The following is a 17,620-nucleotide window of genomic DNA, read 5'->3' as shown; positions in this document are numbered from 1 at the left end:
CGAACCGGGTCCGGCCTCGCACCGGTCCCCGGGCCCGGCCTCGCGCCGGTCGCCGGGCCCGGTGCGGGACCGGTCGTGGCTCCGGTCCTCGCGCCGCGCGCGGGGCCCGGGCGTGCCGGATCAGATCCAGGCGGCGAACCACATCCGCTCCCGCCACTGGGCGTACTCGACCGTCTCGGCGTACCAGACGGGCGCGAAGTGCGCGCTCAGCAGGAGCACCGCGGCCGTGAAGACGCCCACCACCACGAGGCCGGCGCGCCGCCGCCGCACGGAGTCCCCGGACCGGCCCAGCACCAGCCCCAGCATGCCGGCGAGCATCAGCATCAGGGCCGGCTGCACCGGCAGCGCGTAGAAGTAGTACATGGTGCGCTCGGGGAACAGGAACCAGGGCAGGTACCCGGCCGCGAACACCCCGGTCAGCGCCCCGAAGCGCCAGTCCCGCCGCACGGCCCACAGCCACGCGGCCACGAGCACGGCGGCGATCCCCGTCCACCACAGCAGGGGGTTGCCGATGTTGAGGATGGCCTGCGAGCAGTGCTCCGCGGCGCACCCGGCCGTGCCACGCTCCGGGTCCTCGTAGAAGTAGGAGGTGGGCCGGCCCAGGGTCAGCCACAGCCACGGCAGCGCCTCGTAGGAGTGCTCGGTGCCCAGGCCGCTGTGGAAGCCGTAGGCCGAGGAGTGGTAGGCCCACAGCGAGCGCAGGGGCGCCGGGAGCCACTGGACGCCCTCGCCCGGGTGCTGCTGCGCCCAGGTGCGGTCGTAGGCGTCCGCCGAGGCGAACCAGCCCGCCCAGGAGGAGACGTAGACCACGAGCCCCGTCCCGACGACCGCGAGGAACGCGGGCGCGCCGTCCCTGAGCACTCCGGCCCGCATCCAGTGCCGGACCCCGGCCACCCGGCGGGCGTTGAGGTCCCACAGGACCGACAGCACGCCCAGCGCGGCCACCAGGAACAGCCCGCTCCACTTGACCCCGACCGCCAGCCCGCACGCCACGCCCGCCGCGATCCGCCACCACCGCACCCCCAGCCAGGGTCCCCACGCCAGGCGGCGCAGCAGTTCGGCCTCCGGGACGTCCTGCCCGGGTGCGACCCCCAGCCGGGCGACCAGGCGCCGGCGGCCGTGCTCCCGGTCCAGCAGGAGCAGCACGAAGGCGAGCTGGAGGAAGAACATCAGGAACACGTCCAGCATCGCGAGCCGGGACTGCACCAGGTGCAGCCCGTCGACCGCGGTGAACAGCCCCGCCAGCGTGGCCACCGTGACCGAGCGGAAGAGCAGCCACCCGGCGGCGCACACCAGGGCGATGGAGAGCGTCCCGACCAGGGCCGCGGAGAAGCGCCACCCCACGGGGTCCTCGGCGCCGAACAGCCACATCCCGAACGCGATGAGCCACTTGCCGACCGGCGGGTGGACCACGTAGGACGGGATGCTCAGGGCCTCGGGCGGGGTGCCCGCCACGAACAGCTCGTCCGCGCCCTCCGGCCACTGCCGCTCGTAGCCGTGCTGCAGCAGCGAGTACGAGTCCTTCACGTAGTAGGTCTCGTCGAAGACGATCGCGTCCGGGTGGGAGAGCCGGTGGAAGCGCAGCAGCCCGCCGAGCAGGACCACCAGCAGCGGTGCCAGCCACGCGAGACGGGCCACGGCCGCAGGGGCCGGCAGCAGCCGCTCGCGCAGGGCGGCCGGGTCCAGGGAGCGGCGCAGGGTGCCGACCGGTGCCGCCGGCCGCGGCGCCGGGGCCAGGACTGGGGTGCGCACCGGGGAACTCACGGTGTCATCGTAGGGGACGGGGCCCTGCGGGTCCGGGGCGGCCGTCAGCGCCGGGGGAGCGCGCCGTAGAGTGGACCCGTGCACACGGAACCCCACGACGACGCCCCTGCCGACGCCGCCGCCGAGGCTCTCCCCCGCCCGGCGGGCGGGACCGGGGCCCCCGGGCAGGTGGTCCTGGCGGGCACCCCGATCGGCAACCTCGGCGACGCCCCGCCCCGGCTCCGGACCGCCCTCGAGACCGCGGACGTGCTCGCCGTCGAGGACACCCGGCGGCTGCGCCGGCTCACCGCCGGGCTCGGCGTCACCACGCGCGGGCGGGTGCTCACCCACCACGAGCACAACGAGGCCGGACGGGTCGCCGAGCTGCTCGACGCCGTCCGCGCCGGCGGCACGGTGCTGGTCCTCTCCGACGCCGGGATGCCCACCGTCTCCGACCCCGGCTACCGGCTCGCGGAGGCCGCCGCCACCGAGGGCCTGACCGTCACCGCGATCCCCGGCCCCTCGGCGGTGCTCATGGCGCTGGCCGTGTCCGGCCTGCCCACGGACCGGTTCACGTTCGAGGGCTTCCTGCCGCGGAAGTCCTCGGAGCGCGCCGGCCGGCTGGCCGAGCTCGACGGCGAGCGGCGCACCATGGTCTTCTACGAGGCGCCCCACCGGCTCGAGGTCATGCTCACCGCCCTGCGGGACGCGTTCGGCGCGGGCCGCCGGGCGGTCGTGGCGCGGGAGCTCACCAAGCTGCACGAGGAGGTCGTGCGGGGCACGCTGACCGAGCTCGTCGACTGGTGCGGGGAGGGCCAGGTGCGCGGGGAGATCGCCGTCGTCGTCGCCGGTGCCCCGGCCCCCGCGGCGGCCCGGCCCGAGGACCTCGTGGCCGAGGTCGAGGACCTCGTGGCCGGCGGGACCCGGCTCAAGGACGCCGCCGGACGGGTCGCCGAGCGCTCCGGCGTGGGCAAGCGGGAGCTCTACGAGACGGTCCTGTCCGCCCGCAAGGCCTAGCACCCCGGCCCGGCGCGCCCACCGCCGGCTCCGACTCCGGTTCCCCGATCCCGATGCCCGCCGAGTCCCCAGATCGGCCGCATTTCCCCATGATCGATCGTGGGGGAATGCGGCCGATGTGGGGACTCGGCGTTCGGTGGGGCCGCCGGGAGGTCAGGGACGGGTGGTCACCGAGCGGGGGAGCCACCGGGCGCGGCGTGCCCCGGGTCCGCCGCGCGCCTCCAAGCCCGCCCGCAGCGCCGTGACGTCCTCGGGGGCGGCCTCGGGCGACCACGCCGTCGTCCCCGGCGCGTAGAGGGCCCGTTCGGCGTCCCGGCCGAGCCGGCCCAGCGGCCCCGCGGCGGCCGGAACCGCGGCGCCGAGCCGCTCGACGAACGCCCGGGGGGTCTCGGCGGCGGCGCGGCCGAGCCCGTGGTCGACGGCGAGGTCCTCCACCTCCGCCCACCCCGCCAGGGCCCGGTCCGCCGCCGGGGCCCGAGGGTCGCCCAGCACGCCCGTCCGGCGCCGGCGCCGGCGGGACCGGAGGAGCCGGGGGAGCGCGGCGAGCAGGGCGAGCAGCGCGGCGGCCAGGGCCCCGGCGAGCCAGGGCAGCCACGCCGCCGGACCCGTCTCCTCCGGCACGGGGGCCGCGGAGACCTCGGGGGTCGGCACCGCGGTCGGCTCGGCCGACGGGGCGTCCGTCTCCGAGGGCCCGGCCGTGGTCGCCGGTGTGGGGGCGTCGGTCGGCTCGTCGGTGGGCTCCGCGGCGCCTTCACCCTCCGGCGACCCGCCCTCCCCGTCCTGTGCCTGCTCGGCCGCGTAGCCGGGGAGGTCGCCGGTGCCGGGCGTCGGCTCGAAGCGCACCCACCCGGAGCCCTCGAACCACAGCTCGGGCCACGCGTGGGCGTCGCGGGGCAGGACCGGGAAGGCACCCGGGTCCGCCGGGTCCGCCGCGTCGCCGAACGGGTCCCCGACGGCCGGGCCGGCGGAGGGCAGGTAGCCGACGGCCACGCGCGCGGGGATGCCCAGCTCGCGGGCCATGACGGCCATCGCCGGGGCGAAGTGCCCCGCGTAGCCCGTGCGCACGGCCAGGAACTCCTCGAGGGAGGCCATCCCGCCGGCGTCGTAGCCCTGCTCGAGCGGAGCGTCCACGTCGTAGCGGAACTCCTCCGAGCGCAGCCACTCCTGCAGGGCCAGCGCCTGGTCGAACGCCGTGGGCGCGTCCCCGGCCCGCTCCCGGGCCGCCTCCCGGAGAGTGGCCGGCGTGCCGCCGGGCAGCTCGCGGAACGGGGCGAGCTCCGGGTCGTCCGGCGCGGCGGGGGCCTCGCGCAGCTCGGCGGACGTGGGCTCGGGCGCGATCGAGCGGACGTCGTAGGCCGTGCCCTCGGGCGGCACCCGGTCCCCGTGCACGGTGAGGTCCCGGGGGCTCCACGCCCATCCGCCGTCCTCGAGCCCCGCCACGTCCACGGGCGCCCACGGCAGCGGGAGCCAGGGCTCCGACCAGTCCCGCAGCCCCACGGCGGTGCTCCGCTCGGGGCCGTCGGCCACCGGGCTGAGGGGCGTGGGCCCGAGGGCGTCGAGCTCGGGGTCGAGCCCGGTGCTGTCCGGGAACCACTCCGCGCCGGAGAAGTCGGCCAGGGTGAGCACCCGCAGCAGCTCGGGCTCGCCCGTGCTCGTCGTGTACTCGAGCCGGGGCACCTGCTCCGCGGTGCGCAGGTCCTGGCCCACGGCCCGCAGCGGTCCCACCCCGGGGGCGCGATCCCCGGCCGGGCCGCTGCCCTGGGGGAACGCGCCGTTCACGAAGCCCGGCACGAGTCCCGGGACCAGCAGGGTCACGGCGAGCACGCCGGCACCCACCACCAGGACCCGCGGCCAGCTGCCCGGCGCCGCGGCGGTGCGGGGCTCCCGGACCGCGCCGAACCGGCGGCCGCCGCCGAGCAGGACCAGGGCGGCGAGCACGGCGGCGGCGGTCCCCACCGGGCCCACGCTCTCCGGCAGCACAAGGGCGGGCACCACCAGCGGCGCCAGCACGCCCAGGGCACTGACCCCGGGCAGCCGCAGCGCCACGAGCACGGTGTCCACGAAGAGCGTCACCGCTCCCGATCCGAGGGCCGCGACGAACGCGAGCGCCGCGGCATCCGGGTACGGTGCCGGTCGTGCCGCGAGGACCCCGGCGGCCTCCCGCCACAGCTGCGCCGCGAGCTCCAGGCTCCCGGCGGTGGGGACCAGGCCGAGGAGCGCGGGATCGCGCAGGAACAGCACGGTGAGCACGAGCACCAGGGCGCCGGCGCCGAACAGGGGCGCGAGCACGGCCGGCAGACCCAGCACCCGGGCCGTGGTGGTCGCCGCGACCACGGCGAGCGCGGCCAGCAGCGCGCCGGGGACCCAGCCCGCGCCGTCGAGCACGCCGGTCAGCGCCACGAGGGACAGCCAGACCGCCACGAGGACCGTGCCGGCCAGACCCAGGGCGGCGGGCGCCGGGCGGCGGTCCGTCGCCGGGCCCCCGCGTGGCCGGTCGGACCCCGGGGCTGCCGCTGCGCCGGGATCCGCCGGCGTGCGGACGGCGGCGCTCATCGGCGGGCCCCGGCCGTGCGGGACCCGCTGCCGAGCTGCGCCCACGCGTCCTCGGGCGCGGCGGACGCCGTGACGACGACGACGGACCACCCCGCCGCCTCGAGCACGCCGGCCCCGTCCGGGCCCCGGTCCGCGCCCCTGCCGGGCGAGGAGGTCACCAGCACCGCGCTGCCCGTCGCGGCCCGCTGCGTCCCGCGCAGGACCCGCTCGGCGGCGGCGGCGGACAGGTCCCCCGAGACCAGCAGCACCGGGTGCACCAGGCCGTCGCGGTCGAAGCGGTCGGCCAGCTCGTCCTCCGCGGTCCGGCCGTCCGCCGTCCCGCCGGTCGCGGTTCGGCCGGTCGCGGTTCGGCCGTCCGCGGTTCGGCCGTCCGCGGTCCGGTCGTCGGCGGTCGGGTCGTCCCTTGTTCGGCCGGGAGCGGGCTCGGGGCGCACCCGCGCCAGACCGTGCCGGGCGTCCTCGGCGCCGTCGTCGGTGACGGCGGCGGCGCGGGTGCGCGCGGGAGCGGCGTCGTCGTCGTCCGCCCCGCCGCGGGGCAGCGGATCCCCGGAGGCATCGAGGGCGTGCACGGCGGTCTCGCGCTGCGTGAGGTGCTCGAGCACGGCCGCGGTGAAGGACACGGCCCACTCGAACTCGACCGTGCTGGGGAGCACACCGGCCCACAGCCGCTCCCCGGGCCAGGAGGCCTCGTCGCGGTCCAGGAGCAGGGTCAGCCGCCGGGTGCTGCGGGGGTCCTCCTGGCGGACCATCAGCTGCCCGTGCTTGGCGGAGGCGGCCCAGTGCACCCGGCGCATCGGGTCCCCGTGCCGGTACTCGCGGGTGGTGACGTTGTCCGGTCCCGGCTGCGGCTGCGCCGTCCGGGACGGGTCGGTGCCGGACTCCCGCAGCCGGTGGGCGCTGATCTCCGGCAGCTCCACGGGATCCGGCGCCACGTGCAGGGACGTGCGCTCGGAGGCGTCGAGCAGCTCGGCGGCCAGCCCGAACGGGTCCGCGACCCGCACCGTGGCCGGGCCCAGGGCGTACACGCCCCGGCGGCGCGGCCGCACGGTGTAGGCGGCGGGCTCCCCACCGGTCTCCACGCTCAGCTCCCGGTCCCCGCCCAGCGGCTCCGGCACCGTCTCGTGCACGGCGACCGCCCCGGAGACCGACCCGCCGCGGCGGCTCCGGTGCCGCACGCGCAGCCGGACCACGGCGGAGTCCCCGGCCGTCACGAGCGCGGGGGCCACGCCGCGCTTGAGCAGCACCCTCGGCTTCACCACGTACAGGGACAGCGCCGCGAACAGCGGGGCCGCTCCCAGGAAGAGCGCCAGCGCCAGCACGTCCTTGCGGCCCAACCAGGTGGCCAGCAGCAGGCACAGCGCGCCCGCCCCGAGGAACGCCCAGCCGCGTCCCGTGAACCGGGCGCGGGAGTCCACGGGCTGCTCCGCGCGCTCGCCGTCCGCCGTCCGCTCTCCCTCCGGCCGGCGGCTCATCGGCTCCGGGGGGAGTGCTCGGCCGGGACCCGCACCTCGTCCAGCACCGCCCGCACCAGCTCCTCCGCGGAGTCCGTGCCGGCGCGGCGGTCCAGGATCAGGCGGTGGGCGAGCACCGGCACCGCGACGGCCCGGACGTCGTCGGGCAGGGCGTACTCCCGCCCGCTCAAGGCCGCCTCCGCCCGGGCGGAGGCCTGTAGCTGGAGCAGCGCACGGGGGCTGGCGCCCAGCCGGATCTGCGGGTGCGAGCGCGTGGCCTGGCCCAGGGCCACCACGTAGGCCCGCACCGCGTCCGAGACGTGGATCCCGCGCACGTGGGCCACCAGGCGTGCCGCGTCCTCGAGGGTGACCACCGGCCGCAGGCCCTCGAGCGGGGATCCGCCGCCGTGGTCGGAGAGCATCGTCATCTCCGCCGCGGTGTCCGGGTAGCCCATGGAGATCCGGGCCGTGAACCGGTCCCGCTGCGCCTCCGGGAGCGGGAACGTGCCGTCCATCTCCACCGGGTTCTGCGTGGCCACCACCATGAAGGGGGTCGACAGCCGGTAGGTCGTCCCGTCCGCGGTGACCTGTCCCTCCGCCATGCACTCGAGCAGCGCGGACTGGGTCTTGGCCGACGCCCGGTTGATCTCGTCCCCGATCACCACGTTGGCGAACACCGGGCCGGGCTTGAACTCGAACTCCCGCCGCGCCTGGTCGTAGACGGACACGCCCGTGATGTCCGTGGGCAGCAGGTCCGGGGTGAACTGGATGCGCGAGACCGTCCCGCCGACCGCGGTGGCCAGCGTGCGCGCCAGCATCGTCTTGCCCACGCCCGGCACGTCCTCCACCAGCAGGTGCCCGCCCGCCAGCAGCACGCTCAGGGCCGTGCGCGCCGCCTCGGGCTTGCCGTCGATCACCGTGTTGATCCGGTCCAGGATCGCCTGCGTGTACTGGGGGAAGGACTCCATGGGCTCCTCGGCTTCCTGCTCGGGCGTCTGCTCCCAGTATGTCTGTCCGACTCCACCTCGTAGATTGGTCCGTGCCCGCGTGTTCCCGCACCGTTGCCCGTCCTGTCCCGCCTGCCCCGCCTTCTCCGTCATTCCTGTCCGTCCACGTCTGACGTCCTCCGCCCGTCCTCCGCCCGACTTCCTCCGAGGTGCCGCCCGTGACCGACCCCAACGCCACCCTCCTCGCCAGCTCCCTGTGGCCCGACCCGGCCGCCCGGCCCGTCCCCGCCCCAGGCGCGGCGCCTGCCGCCTATCAGCCGGAGCACCACGCCGTGCCCGAGGACGCGCCCGACGGCGAGGGCACCCGGCGCCGCTCCGCCCGGGCCGACGACGGGCGACGCCGCAACCTCTCCTACCCGCCCGCGCCCGAGCCGCTGCCGCACCCGGTGGTCGACAACCACACCCACCTCGACCTGCAGGACGGGCAGGTCCACGTCTCGGTCCGGGACGCCGCGGACGCCGCGGCGCTGGCCGGGGTGGGCGGGCTCGTGCAGGTCGGCTGCGACGTCCCGTCCTCCCGCTTCGCCGTGGCCGCGGCCCGGGCCGACCCCCGGGTGCTGGCCGCGGTGGCCCTGCACCCCAACGAGGTGCCGGGGCTCGCGGCCGCGGGGACCCTCGACGAGGCGCTCGCGGAGATCCGCGAGCTGGGGCGGCACGAGCGGGTCCGGGCCTTCGGGGAGACCGGTCTCGACCACTACCGCACCGAGGGGGAGGGCCGGGAGCACCAGAAGATCTCCTTCCGGGAGCACATCCGCTTCGCCAAGGAGACCGGCAAGGCCCTGCAGATCCACGACCGGGACGCCCACGCCGACGTCGTCGCCGTCCTGCTGGAGGAGGGGGCCCCCGAGCGCACCGTGTTCCACTGCTTCTCCGGGGACGCGGAGCTCGCGCGGACCTGCAACGAGCACGGCTGGTACATGTCCTTCTCCGGGACCGTCACCTTCAAGAACAGCCACGACCTCAGGGCCGCACTGCGCACCGCCCGCCCCGAGCTGGTGCTCACCGAGACCGACGCCCCGTTCCTCACCCCGCACCCGTACCGGGGCCGGCCCAACGCCAGCTACGTGGTCAACTACACGGTGCGCGGCATGGCCGGGATCCTGGAGGAGGAGCTGGAGCCGCTGTGCGAGCGCCTCTGGGCGAACACGGTCGCGGTGTACGGGGAGTTCTGAGCCGCGGCGGGCACCCCCCTCGGCCCGCACACTGAGTCCCCACGGTGCGGTCGCTCCCTGCCGCCGGGGCGGCAGCTGCGGCGGGGCAGGCAGGGCAGGGCGGGTCAGCGGGTGCCGGCCGAGCGGCGCAGCGCGGCCTCGATCCGGGCTGCGGTCGCCGCGGGAGTGCGCACGACGTCGTGCCACCCCACCCGGATGACGGTCCACCCCAGCTCCTGGATCTCGACCTCGCGCCGCCGCTCGTTGCGGGTCACGTCGGCGGGGGAGTCCGCGTACTTGCACTCGCCGTCGAACTCGAGCACGAGCATGCGCTCCGGCCAGGCGAAGTCGGCACGGTAGGGCCCCGTCCGGCCCACGATCGCCCACTGCAGCTCCGGCGCCGGCAGACCGTACTCCATCAGGACGAGCCGGGTGAGGGTCTCACCCACCGACTCGGAGCGCGTGTCCATGGCGTCGAGCACGCGCCGCGCCCTGCGCACGCCCCGCCGGCCTGCCCACTCCGCCAGGCGTGCTTCCATCCGGGTCCGGGTGAGGTCGAAGCGTTGCGCCTGGTCCGCCAGGACCACCGCGTCGGTGAAGGGCAGCAGCCGAGCGCAGTCCAGGAGGGTCCGCTCGACCGACGTGGCGCGCAGTCCGTCGACCGTGACGACGTCGGGCCCCGGCAGCCGCTCCTGGTGCCTCACCACGCCGGCGTACCCGTTGTGGGTCCTCTCTCCGGGCCGGGTGAGCGTGTGCAGGCGGACCGGGACCCGTCGGAGGTCCAGGCCGTGCACGAGGGCGGCGGAGGCGAGACAGAAGACCGGCGGCGCGGAGGCGGCCCGGCTGAGCGCCCGGTGCCGGAGCAAGGACTGCTCCTCGGGGCTGAGCCGCCGATAGGCGTCCGCAGGCGTGAAGCAGCCCGCGCGGACCCGGCGGAGCTGCCCGTTGCGGAGGCGGCGCCGGATCTCGTGGCCGCTGAGGCCGGTGTCGTGCAGCTGGGCGAGGCTCATGAGGTCGGTCATGGTCCGTTGATAGGTCCGGCCGAGGTCCGGTGGTGTGACGCCGCGGCGACGGGGGACAAGAAAGCGCACGGGACGCGCAGCACAGCTGTGGGGAGTGGGGACGAGCGCCCCGCCGATTCCCCGGATCAGCCGCATCTCCCCATGCGGATTCGTGGGGGCGTGGAGCACCGTGGGGGACCCGGCGCGCACGGGAGGTGATGGCTGGGGGCTCGGCCGCATGAACGGGGTGGGGTAGGGCGCCCGATACGATGACCCGGTGACAGAATCCACCGCGCCAGAGCCCGCCGCCCGCGCCCTGCTCGGGCCCGCGGAGATCCGCGCGCTCGCGGAGCAGCTCGGGATCCGGCCGACCAAGACGCTCGGGCAGAACTTCGTGATCGACCCCAACACGATCCGCCGGATCATCGCCGCCGCGCGGCTGGGCGAGCACGAGACGGTGCTCGAGGTGGGGCCCGGGCTGGGGTCGCTGACCCTCGGGCTGCTGGACGCCGCCGAGCGTGTCGTGGCCGTGGAGATCGACCCGCCGCTGGCGGCGCAGCTGCCGCACACGGTGGAGCGCATGCGCCCGGAGCTGACGGGGCGGCTGACCGTGCTCGAGCAGGACGCCATGCGCGTCGAGGAGCTGCCGGCGGAGCCCACCGCCCTGGTGGCGAACCTGCCGTACAACGTGGCCGTCCCGGTGCTGCTGCACCTGCTGGCCCGCTTCCCCTCGATCCGCCGCGGGCTGGTGATGGTGCAGGAGGAGGTCGCGGACCGGCTGGCCGCGGCGCCGGGCTCCAAGGTCTACGGGGTGCCGTCGGTCAAGGCCTCCTGGTACGCCGACGTCACCAAGGCCGGGACCATCGGCAAGAACGTGTTCTGGCCGGCCCCGACGATCGCCTCCGGACTGGTGCGCTTCGTGCGCCGCGAGCAGCCGGTGGCGGACGTGGACCGGGAGCTGGTCTTCGCGGCGGTGGACGCCGCCTTCGCCCAGCGGCGCAAGACCCTGCGGGCCGCCCTGGCGGGCTGGGCGGGCTCCGCCGCCGCGGCCGGGGAGATCCTCGGGGCGGCCGGGATCGACCCGGCCCGGCGGGGCGAGAAGCTGGACGTGCACGAGTTCGCCCGGATCGCACAGGCCGGTGCCGCCGCGGGACTGACCGCACGGGTGCGCGGCGGATGACCGCGGCGCAGCCCACGGAGCGCGCGTCCGCGCCGGGCAAGGTCAACCTCTTCTTCGCCGCCGGCCCGCCGCGCCCGGACGGCTACCACGACGTCGCGAGCCTGTACTGCGCGGTGGGCACGGGAGAGACCGTGACGGCCACGCCGACCCGGCACACCGGGACCACCGTGGACGTGGCGGCGGTCCCCGGCTCGCTCGTGGCCCAGCAGATCGAGCGCGGGACCTTCTCCCTGGACGCCGTGCCGCGGGACGGGTCCAACCTCGCCGTCCGGGCCGCCCGTGCCGTGCTCGAACGGTTCCCGGTGCTGCCGGGCGGGCTGCACCTGCGCATCGACAAGGCCGTGCCCGTGGCCGGCGGCATGGGCGGCGGGTCCGCGGACGCCGCGGCGGCGCTGACCGCCGTGAACCGGCTCGCGGCCCGCGTCTCGGGGGAGCCCGCGCTCGACGACGACGCGCTGCTCCGGCTCGCCGCCGGTCTCGGCGCCGACGTGCCGTTCGCGCTGACGGGCGGCGCTGCGGTGGGCACCGGAACCGGAGCCCGGCTGCGGCCGGTGGCGGTCGGGGCGCCGCTGCACCTGGTCCTCGTGGCCGCCGAGGCGGGGCTGTCCACACCGGCCGTCTACGCCGAGCTGGACCGGCTGCGCGCGCACCGGGACGTCGCCCCGCCGCGGCTGCCGGCGGGGCTCGAGGAGCTCCTGGGCGCCGGTGCGGCGGCCGAGCTCGCCCCGCTGCTGGACAACGACCTGCAGGCCGCGGCCCTCTCGCTCGCGCCCCGGCTGCAGCCGGTGCTCGCCGCCGGCGCGGCCGCCGGCGCCCTGGCGAGCCTCGTGTCCGGTTCGGGCCCCACCGTGGCGCACCTGGTGGCGGACGCCGCCGCGGCCGAGGACCTCGCGGACGTGCTCAGGGGCCAGGGAGCGCCCGCTCTCGCGGTGCGTGCTCCCTGACCCCTGGCGTCCGGCCGCCGGCGCCCGGATGTGACCTGACCTCCCGGGTTCAGGCGGCGCCGGCGGACGATCGGTGGGACTGCGGCAGCGACTCGCGCGCCGTCCACAGCAGCCGTCGGGTCAGGTCTCCCGGGCGCCGTGCCGCGCGCTGGGCCCTGGCGAGCGCGGAGTCCAGCTCGCGGGTGGCCAGCTCGGGGGAGGCCCGGCGCGGCTCGGTGCGGAACTCGGCCGGTCGGGTGAGCGCGGCGTCCAGGAGTCCGGCGAGCGCATCGCCGGTGTCGGGGCGCAGGGCCTCGCCCTGCTCCACCATGTAGGCGGTGAACACGGCCTGGTGGTTGTCCACGTGCTCGCCCAGGCGGGCCAGCCGCGGCACGGCGAAGGGCATCAGCCCGAGCCCGCGGGCGTCGAGGATCGAGCCCGGCCCGCCCTGGACGACCACGGCGGAGGCCCGCCGGTAGTGCTCCAGCAGCTCCGTGCGGGGCAGCCGCGGAACGGACGTGGCCAGGCTGGACGGGCGGCTGAACCCGTGCTGCAGCAGGCAGCGCACGTCCGGGCGGGTCGTGAGCCAGGCGTCGAGCCAGTCGACGAGGCGGTCGAAGCGGTGGTGGTCGGTGCCGAGGGAGACCACGACGTCGTAGGTGACGCCGGGGCCTGCCGGTTCGACGGGTTCCATGGTTCCTCCTGGGGTGCCGAAAGGGAGCCGAACGGGTGCCGGACTGCCGGACGAGAGCCGGGCGGTTGCCGGGGTGCCGGGCGGGTTCCGGGCTGCCGGGCGGGTGCCGGGGTGCCGGACGAGGACGGGTGCGGGAGTGCCGCACTGCTACATGAGCGCGCCGATGTTGACGGCCTCGGGGAAGTGCTTGCGCTGCTCCTCCCACTGGACGGCGAACACGTCCGAGAAGGGGTAGCACAGGCGCCCGCTGAGGGTCGGCATCGTGATCCGGTCGAAGCACTCGATGAACACCGTCCGGATCCCCAGCAGCCGCGCCACGAGGAAGAACGGGAAGGAGACGCCGGCGCCGGTGGTCATGACCGTGTCCGGGCGCTCGGTGCGCAGCAGCCGCCACGCGAGCCCGGCGTTGCGGATCGCGTTGGGGATGTTGCGGGTGGTGGGGAAGTGGGCCCAGTGGACCGTCTCCCCCTCCAGCACGGCCCGCACCTCGGGCAGGTCGAAGGTCACCCAGGACCGTTCGTGCCGGCGCCACAGCTCCTCGAGGTTCAGCAGCTGCGCCAGGTGCCCGCCGCCGGAGGAGACCATCATGATGCGCACGCTCACACCTCCGTCGTGGCGGCCGGCGCGGGGCGCGCCTGGCGCTGGGTGACGAACGCGGGCACCACGGTGGCGTGCCGTCCGGTCAGCCGGTCCAGCAGGTTCCGGGACCGGCGCAGGTCGCTGCGGGCGTCGACGGCGACGACCATGCCGTCGACCCGGTCGGAGAGGGCGGCGAGCTCGGCGACGCCGGTGCGGGACGGCACCACGGCCATCAGCACGGTGGGCGGGGCGTCCTGCAGGGTGAGCCAGTCGTCCAGCGGGCCGACCGCGTTGGTGAGCGTCTCCTCGTCGACGAGCTCGACGGAACCGCCCCACCGGTCGAGCACCGAGCTCAGGGCCCGGACGACGACCTCGGCCTCGCCCGGACGCGGGGAGTGCACGGCGATCCGGGAGCCGGGGCCGGGCACGGAGCCCTCGCCGTCGCGGGCCAGCAGGCGCAGCAGCTCGAGGGCGCCGTCCTCGTCGTCCTCCGAGCGCAGGGACACCACCGCGGACGCGCCGGCCTCGGCCAGGCGGTCGGCCCGGCGGACGCTGCGGTCGGAGCGCTCGCGCAGCAGTCCGGCGAGGACGCCCAGCACGAGCCCGCCGACGATCCCGCCGGCCGTGAAGAGCAGGAGCCCGGCCGAGGACGGGTCCTCCGGGGCCACGGCGGCGCTGATGATCCGCCCCGGGGTCGGGGCGATGAGGGACGCCGCGGTGCGCTGCTCGCGCAGCTGGTCGACCGCGGAGTCCTGGTCGTCGTCCCGCTCGAGCGCGGCGATGGAGTCGTCGAGGCGCTCCACGGCGGCCGCGGCGGAGGCGGTCACGGTCTCGGCGCGGTCCTCGAGGTAGGCGCCGGCGAGGGCGTTGGCCCGGGCGGCGACCTGCTGGGGGTCGGTCCCGGTGACGCTGACCCGGAGCACCTGGCTCTGCGACGGCGCCTCGACGTCCGCGGACTCGATGAGCTCCTCGGCCAGCTGCGGGTCGGCCTCCTCGAAGGGCACGTCCTCCAGCTCCGCGGCGGCGCGCAGCGCGACCTGCTGCGAGGACAGGGTGGCCGCCTCGGTGTGCATCTCGATCTCCTCGTTGCCGGCCTCACCGGTCAGCGGGTTCACGGCGGCGGGGGTCACGGCCAGCGAGGCCGTGGCCTGGTAGGACGGGGGCCAGAGGAGGCCCGCCGTCACGGCGAGGGCGGCGACCACCAGCCAGGTGCCCAGGATGGTGGGCCACCGGCGCAGCGCCCGCCGCCACTGCGCCGTCAGGTCGGACGGCGGGGCCTGTCGTGCGTTCTCCCGCGCAGTCCGGGTGCGGGACCGTCGCCGGTCGGTGCGGATCGTGCTCAGCGTGTCGCTCATGTGGAACTCCCCCTAGTGGATCTGTGGTGCGTCGATCGGTCGTGGTCGGTGCCCGCCCCCCGGCGGTCCTTCCGGCCACGTCCCCCTGCGGGCGGCTGCCGAGTCCAGCCCCGGTGGCAGCGCCCTGAATTGTCGATCACTTTGAATGTTACTTGTGCAAATTCACCGGGACCACGGCCGGACCGGGATCGGCCGTGGTCTCTTCGGGTGACAGGTCGTCGTGCGCGGCGGCGGCCGCCGCGCGCGCACGCCGCACCAGGACGGCACCGGCCGCGCCGACCGCCAGGCCCAGGACGGCAAGGTGGACGAGCAGCCCGGCGGTGTCCGGGACGGGCAGGGCGCGGATCAGCAGCCCTCCGCCGCCGGCCACGACGGCCGCCGCGAGGGCGATGGCCCCGACCACGGACCAGCGCGGGGCGATGCCCAGCAGGCGCACGGACTGGAACAGGGCCAGGCCGGTGTCCGTGAGCACGGAGGCGGCCCACGCCGTGGCGGCGCCGACCAGGCCCCACTGCGGGATGAGCCACAGGTTGAGGACCACGGCCACGGCCAGGGCCGCCGACTTGTTCATCAGCTGCCACCGGCTGCGCCCGGCCATGAGCAGCAGCGACTGCACCCCGCCGGCGGAGACCGCCAGCAGCATGGCCGAGGCGATGACCAGCAGCGCCGGATAGCCGGACTCGAAGCCCTCGCCGAAGAAGGACAGGATCGTGGAGCCGAAGACGATGAGCGTCAGGTAGAAGGGCCACGCCCCGGTCACGAGCACGGCGGTGGTCCGGGTGAACACGGACCGGGCCGTGGCGACGTCGTCGACGGCCAGGGCGGCGCTGATGGAGGGGCCGGTGACGATGCGCGCGGTGTGGTCGAGCATCGTGCCCACCCGGATGCAGCGGTTGACCACCCCGTAGACGCCCGCGGCGGCGGGGCCGAGGAAGAACGCGACGAGCAGCACGTCGAGCCACTCGAGCAGGGCCTCGACCACGGCGGTGACCCCGCGTGCGGAGGCGAAGGACCAGAACGCCCGGGACTGCTCCCGGTGCGGCTCCGGCGCGGCGCCCGCGTCCTGCGTGCCGGCCGCGGCCACCCCGCGGCGCACCAGCGCGAGGGCCACGACCACCACGACGACGACCGGCACGGTCCAGGCCGCGGTCAGGGACAGCAGGCCACCGCCCAGGGCGACCACCGCGATGACGCCGAGCACGCGCAGGGAGGGGAGCAGGACGTTCTGCAGGAACGAGAACGTCGGCACGCGGTGCAGCCCGCGCAGGGTGCCGAAGGCCAGGTTCAGCACCGCGCCGAGCACGAGGAACGGCGCCGCCAGCAGCACGGCCGAGCGCACCTCGGCGGACACCGGGACGAGCCCGGGGATCCCCACGAGCAGGGCGGCGGTGCCGGCGACGGCGGTGGCCAGGACCAGGACGGGCCTCGCCGCGATCCGCAGCACCGCCGGCACCCCGGCGGACCGGCCCCGGGCGGTGAGGGCGGGAACCGCCCGCACCAGACCCGTGTCGGCGCCGAAGGTGGACAGGGTGGTGGCGATCGCCAGCAGCGCCACCACCTGGAAGAACTGTCCTGCCGCGGCCGGGCCGGAGGCGTTGGAGACCACCAGCGTGGCGACGAACGCCAGGACCGCCCCGGTCACCACGAAGGCGAAGGTGAGCGAGCCCGAGCGGGCCAGCCGGTGCGGGTTCACAGCGCCTCCCCGTAGCGGCGGGCGCGCAGGAGCACGGCCAGGCTCAGGGAGATCAGGATGAACTGGACCGCGTCCAGGCCGTAGTAGGCGAAGAACATGCAGGCCGCGACGGGCACGGCGTGCACCAGCAGGCCCGTGGTGGACCGCACGCCCAGGGTGAGCACGGTGCTCCCGTGCAGGAAGGCCACGAACAGTCCCAGGCCCACGAACCCGTAGCAGAACATCAGGGTCCAGAGATAGCCCTGGGTGCCCATGTGGATACCCACGGACTCGTCCAGCAGGGGCGCCCCGTAGCCCAGCAGGGGCGAGTCGAGGGTCGCCCGGAACGTGTCCAGGTACAGGTCGCCGCGGTCCCCGGTGCTGTCGCTGTACTGCTGCCGGCCCAGGATCCGCTCCACCGATCCGCTGACCACGAGCCATCCGGCGACCGCCGCCACGATCGTGATGCCGCCCAGGGCCGGGAGCACCCGGCCCTGCAGCGCCCAGCGCACGAGCACGTACCCCATGGCCACCCCGATGCCGAGGAACATCCCGCGGTTGGTGGTGGCCACGGCCGGCACGAGCGAGACGGCGAGGCCGGCCACGATCAGCAGGTGCCGGGCGCGGAAGCGCACCGTGGTCAGATAGGCGAGCACGAGCGGGGTGAGGATCACGAAGGCGGAGCCCCAGCCGTTGGTGTACGGGAACGGGGCCGAGGGCCGGTTGTACGGCTCCGGTGCGCCCCACGGCTGCTGGACCTCGGCCAGCGGCGGGAACACGAAGTCCTGCACGAGCTCGTTGGAGGTGAACGCCTCCGGCACCAGCAGCCCCACCGGGGTGGTCAGCCGTGCCTCGGGAATGACCAGGGCCAGGCAGCCCAGGCCCACCAGGGTGGCCCAGGCGGCCACGGCGGCCCGCAGCACCCGGCGGTGGTCCAGGTTCTCCCGGGCGTTGTAGTAGTAGACGAGGAAGATCAGGGCGGAGAAGAGGTTGACCCAGCGCAGGGCGAATCCGGCCCAGGAGCCGAAGCCGTCGATCTGCACGGAGCTCGCCGCCGCCCACAGGAGGAAGACCGCGAGGATCCAGGCCGCCCCCGGCACCACCACGCGGCGGCGCAGCACCAGCAGCACCAGCATGAACAGGGCCAGGACCGTGGGCGCGAACTGCAGGGCCCCGGCCGCCCAGATCAGCGGCAGGCCGTAGAACAGCGTCAGCAGCGGCCAGGCCGGCAGGACCGCGGCGGTGGGGGCGGCCCGATCAGGCCGCGCCACCGGGGACGTCATCAGTGCCATGG

The 17,620-nt window shown here is 76.1% G+C and carries 14 protein-coding genes; 4 read left to right on the top strand and 10 right to left on the bottom strand.

What is annotated here, in order from left to right:
* Nucleotides 1–120: 120 nt before the first annotated feature.
* Nucleotides 121–1,764 carry a phospholipid carrier-dependent glycosyltransferase gene (locus tag ACH9D3_RS04260; protein WP_396409989.1) on the bottom strand — a complete coding sequence of 548 codons (1,644 nt, stop codon included), beginning with the start codon at nucleotides 1,762–1,764 and terminating at the stop codon, nucleotides 121–123.
* 78 nt (nucleotides 1,765–1,842) lie between these two features.
* On the opposite strand from ACH9D3_RS04260, the gene rsmI reads away from it, so the two are divergent.
* Nucleotides 1,843–2,760 carry a 16S rRNA (cytidine(1402)-2'-O)-methyltransferase gene (gene rsmI, locus ACH9D3_RS04255; protein ID WP_396409988.1) on the top strand — a complete coding sequence of 306 codons (918 nt, stop codon included), beginning with the start codon at nucleotides 1,843–1,845 and terminating at the stop codon, nucleotides 2,758–2,760.
* Nucleotides 2,761–2,913: 153 nt separating this feature from the next.
* On the opposite strand, the gene ACH9D3_RS04250 is transcribed toward rsmI, so the two are convergent.
* From ACH9D3_RS04250 to ACH9D3_RS04240, 3 genes are read right to left on the bottom strand one after another with little or no spacing between them, the layout of a single operon-like run.
* Nucleotides 2,914–5,313 (bottom strand): transglutaminaseTgpA domain-containing protein, encoded by a 2,400-nt coding sequence (locus ACH9D3_RS04250; protein ID WP_396409987.1) that lies wholly within the window; start codon nucleotides 5,311–5,313, stop codon nucleotides 2,914–2,916.
* Entirely contained in the window at nucleotides 5,310–6,785 is a 1,476-nt protein-coding gene (locus ACH9D3_RS04245; RefSeq protein WP_396409986.1) for a DUF58 domain-containing protein, read from the bottom strand. Before ACH9D3_RS04245 ends, ACH9D3_RS04250 begins: the two co-directional genes overlap by 4 nt.
* Nucleotides 6,782–7,732: an AAA family ATPase gene (locus ACH9D3_RS04240; RefSeq protein ID WP_396399190.1), complete on the bottom strand. Its 951-nt coding sequence runs from the start codon at nucleotides 7,730–7,732 to the stop codon at nucleotides 6,782–6,784. The genes ACH9D3_RS04245 and ACH9D3_RS04240 overlap by 4 nt, the downstream gene beginning before the upstream one ends.
* A gap of 197 nt (nucleotides 7,733–7,929) precedes the next feature.
* On the opposite strand from ACH9D3_RS04240, the gene ACH9D3_RS04235 reads away from it, so the two are divergent.
* Nucleotides 7,930–8,943: a TatD family hydrolase gene (locus tag ACH9D3_RS04235; protein ID WP_396399189.1), complete on the top strand. Its 1,014-nt coding sequence runs from the start codon at nucleotides 7,930–7,932 to the stop codon at nucleotides 8,941–8,943.
* A 104-nt stretch (nucleotides 8,944–9,047) separates the two neighbouring features.
* Here ACH9D3_RS04235 and ACH9D3_RS04230 read toward each other — a convergent pair whose 3' ends face one another.
* Nucleotides 9,048–9,944, bottom strand: a complete 897-nt coding sequence (locus ACH9D3_RS04230) for a DUF559 domain-containing protein (protein ID WP_396409985.1) — start codon at nucleotides 9,942–9,944, stop codon at nucleotides 9,048–9,050.
* A gap of 256 nt (nucleotides 9,945–10,200) precedes the next feature.
* Between ACH9D3_RS04230 and rsmA the strand changes: the two genes are divergently transcribed.
* Together rsmA and ACH9D3_RS04220 are read left to right on the top strand one after the other, a co-directional pair.
* Nucleotides 10,201–11,103 (top strand): 16S rRNA (adenine(1518)-N(6)/adenine(1519)-N(6))-dimethyltransferase RsmA, encoded by a 903-nt coding sequence (gene rsmA / locus ACH9D3_RS04225; protein ID WP_396409984.1) that lies wholly within the window; start codon nucleotides 10,201–10,203, stop codon nucleotides 11,101–11,103.
* Complete coding sequence (locus ACH9D3_RS04220; protein ID WP_396409983.1) at nucleotides 11,100–12,047, top strand: 4-(cytidine 5'-diphospho)-2-C-methyl-D-erythritol kinase; 948 nt, start codon at nucleotides 11,100–11,102, stop codon at nucleotides 12,045–12,047. The genes rsmA and ACH9D3_RS04220 overlap by 4 nt, the downstream gene beginning before the upstream one ends.
* A 49-nt stretch (nucleotides 12,048–12,096) precedes the next feature.
* Here ACH9D3_RS04220 and ACH9D3_RS04215 read toward each other — a convergent pair whose 3' ends face one another.
* The 5 genes from ACH9D3_RS04215 to ACH9D3_RS04195 all read right to left on the bottom strand — a co-directional run bounded on the left by ACH9D3_RS04215 (nucleotide 12,097) and on the right by ACH9D3_RS04195 (nucleotide 17,618).
* Nucleotides 12,097–12,720 carry a glycosyl transferase gene (locus ACH9D3_RS04215; protein ID WP_396409982.1) on the bottom strand — a complete coding sequence of 208 codons (624 nt, stop codon included), beginning with the start codon at nucleotides 12,718–12,720 and terminating at the stop codon, nucleotides 12,097–12,099.
* Between the two features lie 147 nt (nucleotides 12,721–12,867).
* Nucleotides 12,868–13,308, bottom strand: a complete 441-nt coding sequence (gene pssD, locus ACH9D3_RS04210) for a PssD/Cps14F family polysaccharide biosynthesis glycosyltransferase (protein WP_396409998.1) — start codon at nucleotides 13,306–13,308, stop codon at nucleotides 12,868–12,870.
* Between the two features lie 11 nt (nucleotides 13,309–13,319).
* Nucleotides 13,320–14,654 carry a hypothetical protein gene (locus tag ACH9D3_RS04205; RefSeq protein WP_396409981.1) on the bottom strand — a complete coding sequence of 445 codons (1,335 nt, stop codon included), beginning with the start codon at nucleotides 14,652–14,654 and terminating at the stop codon, nucleotides 13,320–13,322.
* 148 nt (nucleotides 14,655–14,802) lie between these two features.
* The gene (locus tag ACH9D3_RS04200; protein WP_396409980.1) at nucleotides 14,803–16,347 is read right to left on the bottom strand and encodes an oligosaccharide flippase family protein; all 1,545 of its coding nucleotides are present in this window, start codon (nucleotides 16,345–16,347) and stop codon (nucleotides 14,803–14,805) included.
* Nucleotides 16,344–17,618 (bottom strand): O-antigen ligase family protein, encoded by a 1,275-nt coding sequence (locus ACH9D3_RS04195; protein WP_396409979.1) that lies wholly within the window; start codon nucleotides 17,616–17,618, stop codon nucleotides 16,344–16,346. Before ACH9D3_RS04195 ends, ACH9D3_RS04200 begins: the two co-directional genes overlap by 4 nt.
* Nucleotides 17,619–17,620 lie beyond the last annotated feature (2 nt).

It is taken from the genome of Kocuria kalidii (genome assembly GCF_044462225.1).
Taxonomy (GTDB): Bacteria; Actinomycetota; Actinomycetes; order Actinomycetales; family Micrococcaceae; genus Kocuria; species Kocuria kalidii.
The sequence above is the reverse complement of the archived record's forward strand: the minus strand, read 5'-3'. Positions and strand labels throughout refer to the sequence as shown.

Excerpts from the sequence above, each read along its gene's own strand:
- ACH9D3_RS04215 (WP_396409982.1), bottom strand. The coding sequence starts at position 12,720 with ATGGAACCCGTCGAACCGGCAGGCCCCGGCGTCACCTACGACGTCGTG.
- ACH9D3_RS04230 (WP_396409985.1), bottom strand. The coding sequence starts at position 9,944 with ATGACCGACCTCATGAGCCTCGCCCAGCTGCACGACACCGGCCTCAGC.
- ACH9D3_RS04220 (WP_396409983.1), top strand. The coding sequence starts at position 11,100 with ATGACCGCGGCGCAGCCCACGGAGCGCGCGTCCGCGCCGGGCAAGGTC.
- ACH9D3_RS04250 (WP_396409987.1), bottom strand. The coding sequence starts at position 5,313 with ATGAGCGCCGCCGTCCGCACGCCGGCGGATCCCGGCGCAGCGGCAGCC.
- ACH9D3_RS04245 (WP_396409986.1), bottom strand. The coding sequence starts at position 6,785 with ATGAGCCGCCGGCCGGAGGGAGAGCGGACGGCGGACGGCGAGCGCGCG.
- pssD (WP_396409998.1), bottom strand. The coding sequence starts at position 13,308 with ATGATGGTCTCCTCCGGCGGCGGGCACCTGGCGCAGCTGCTGAACCTC.
- ACH9D3_RS04205 (WP_396409981.1), bottom strand. The coding sequence starts at position 14,654 with ATGAGCGACACGCTGAGCACGATCCGCACCGACCGGCGACGGTCCCGC.
- ACH9D3_RS04240 (WP_396399190.1), bottom strand. The coding sequence starts at position 7,732 with ATGGAGTCCTTCCCCCAGTACACGCAGGCGATCCTGGACCGGATCAAC.
- ACH9D3_RS04195 (WP_396409979.1), bottom strand. The coding sequence starts at position 17,618 with ATGGCACTGATGACGTCCCCGGTGGCGCGGCCTGATCGGGCCGCCCCC.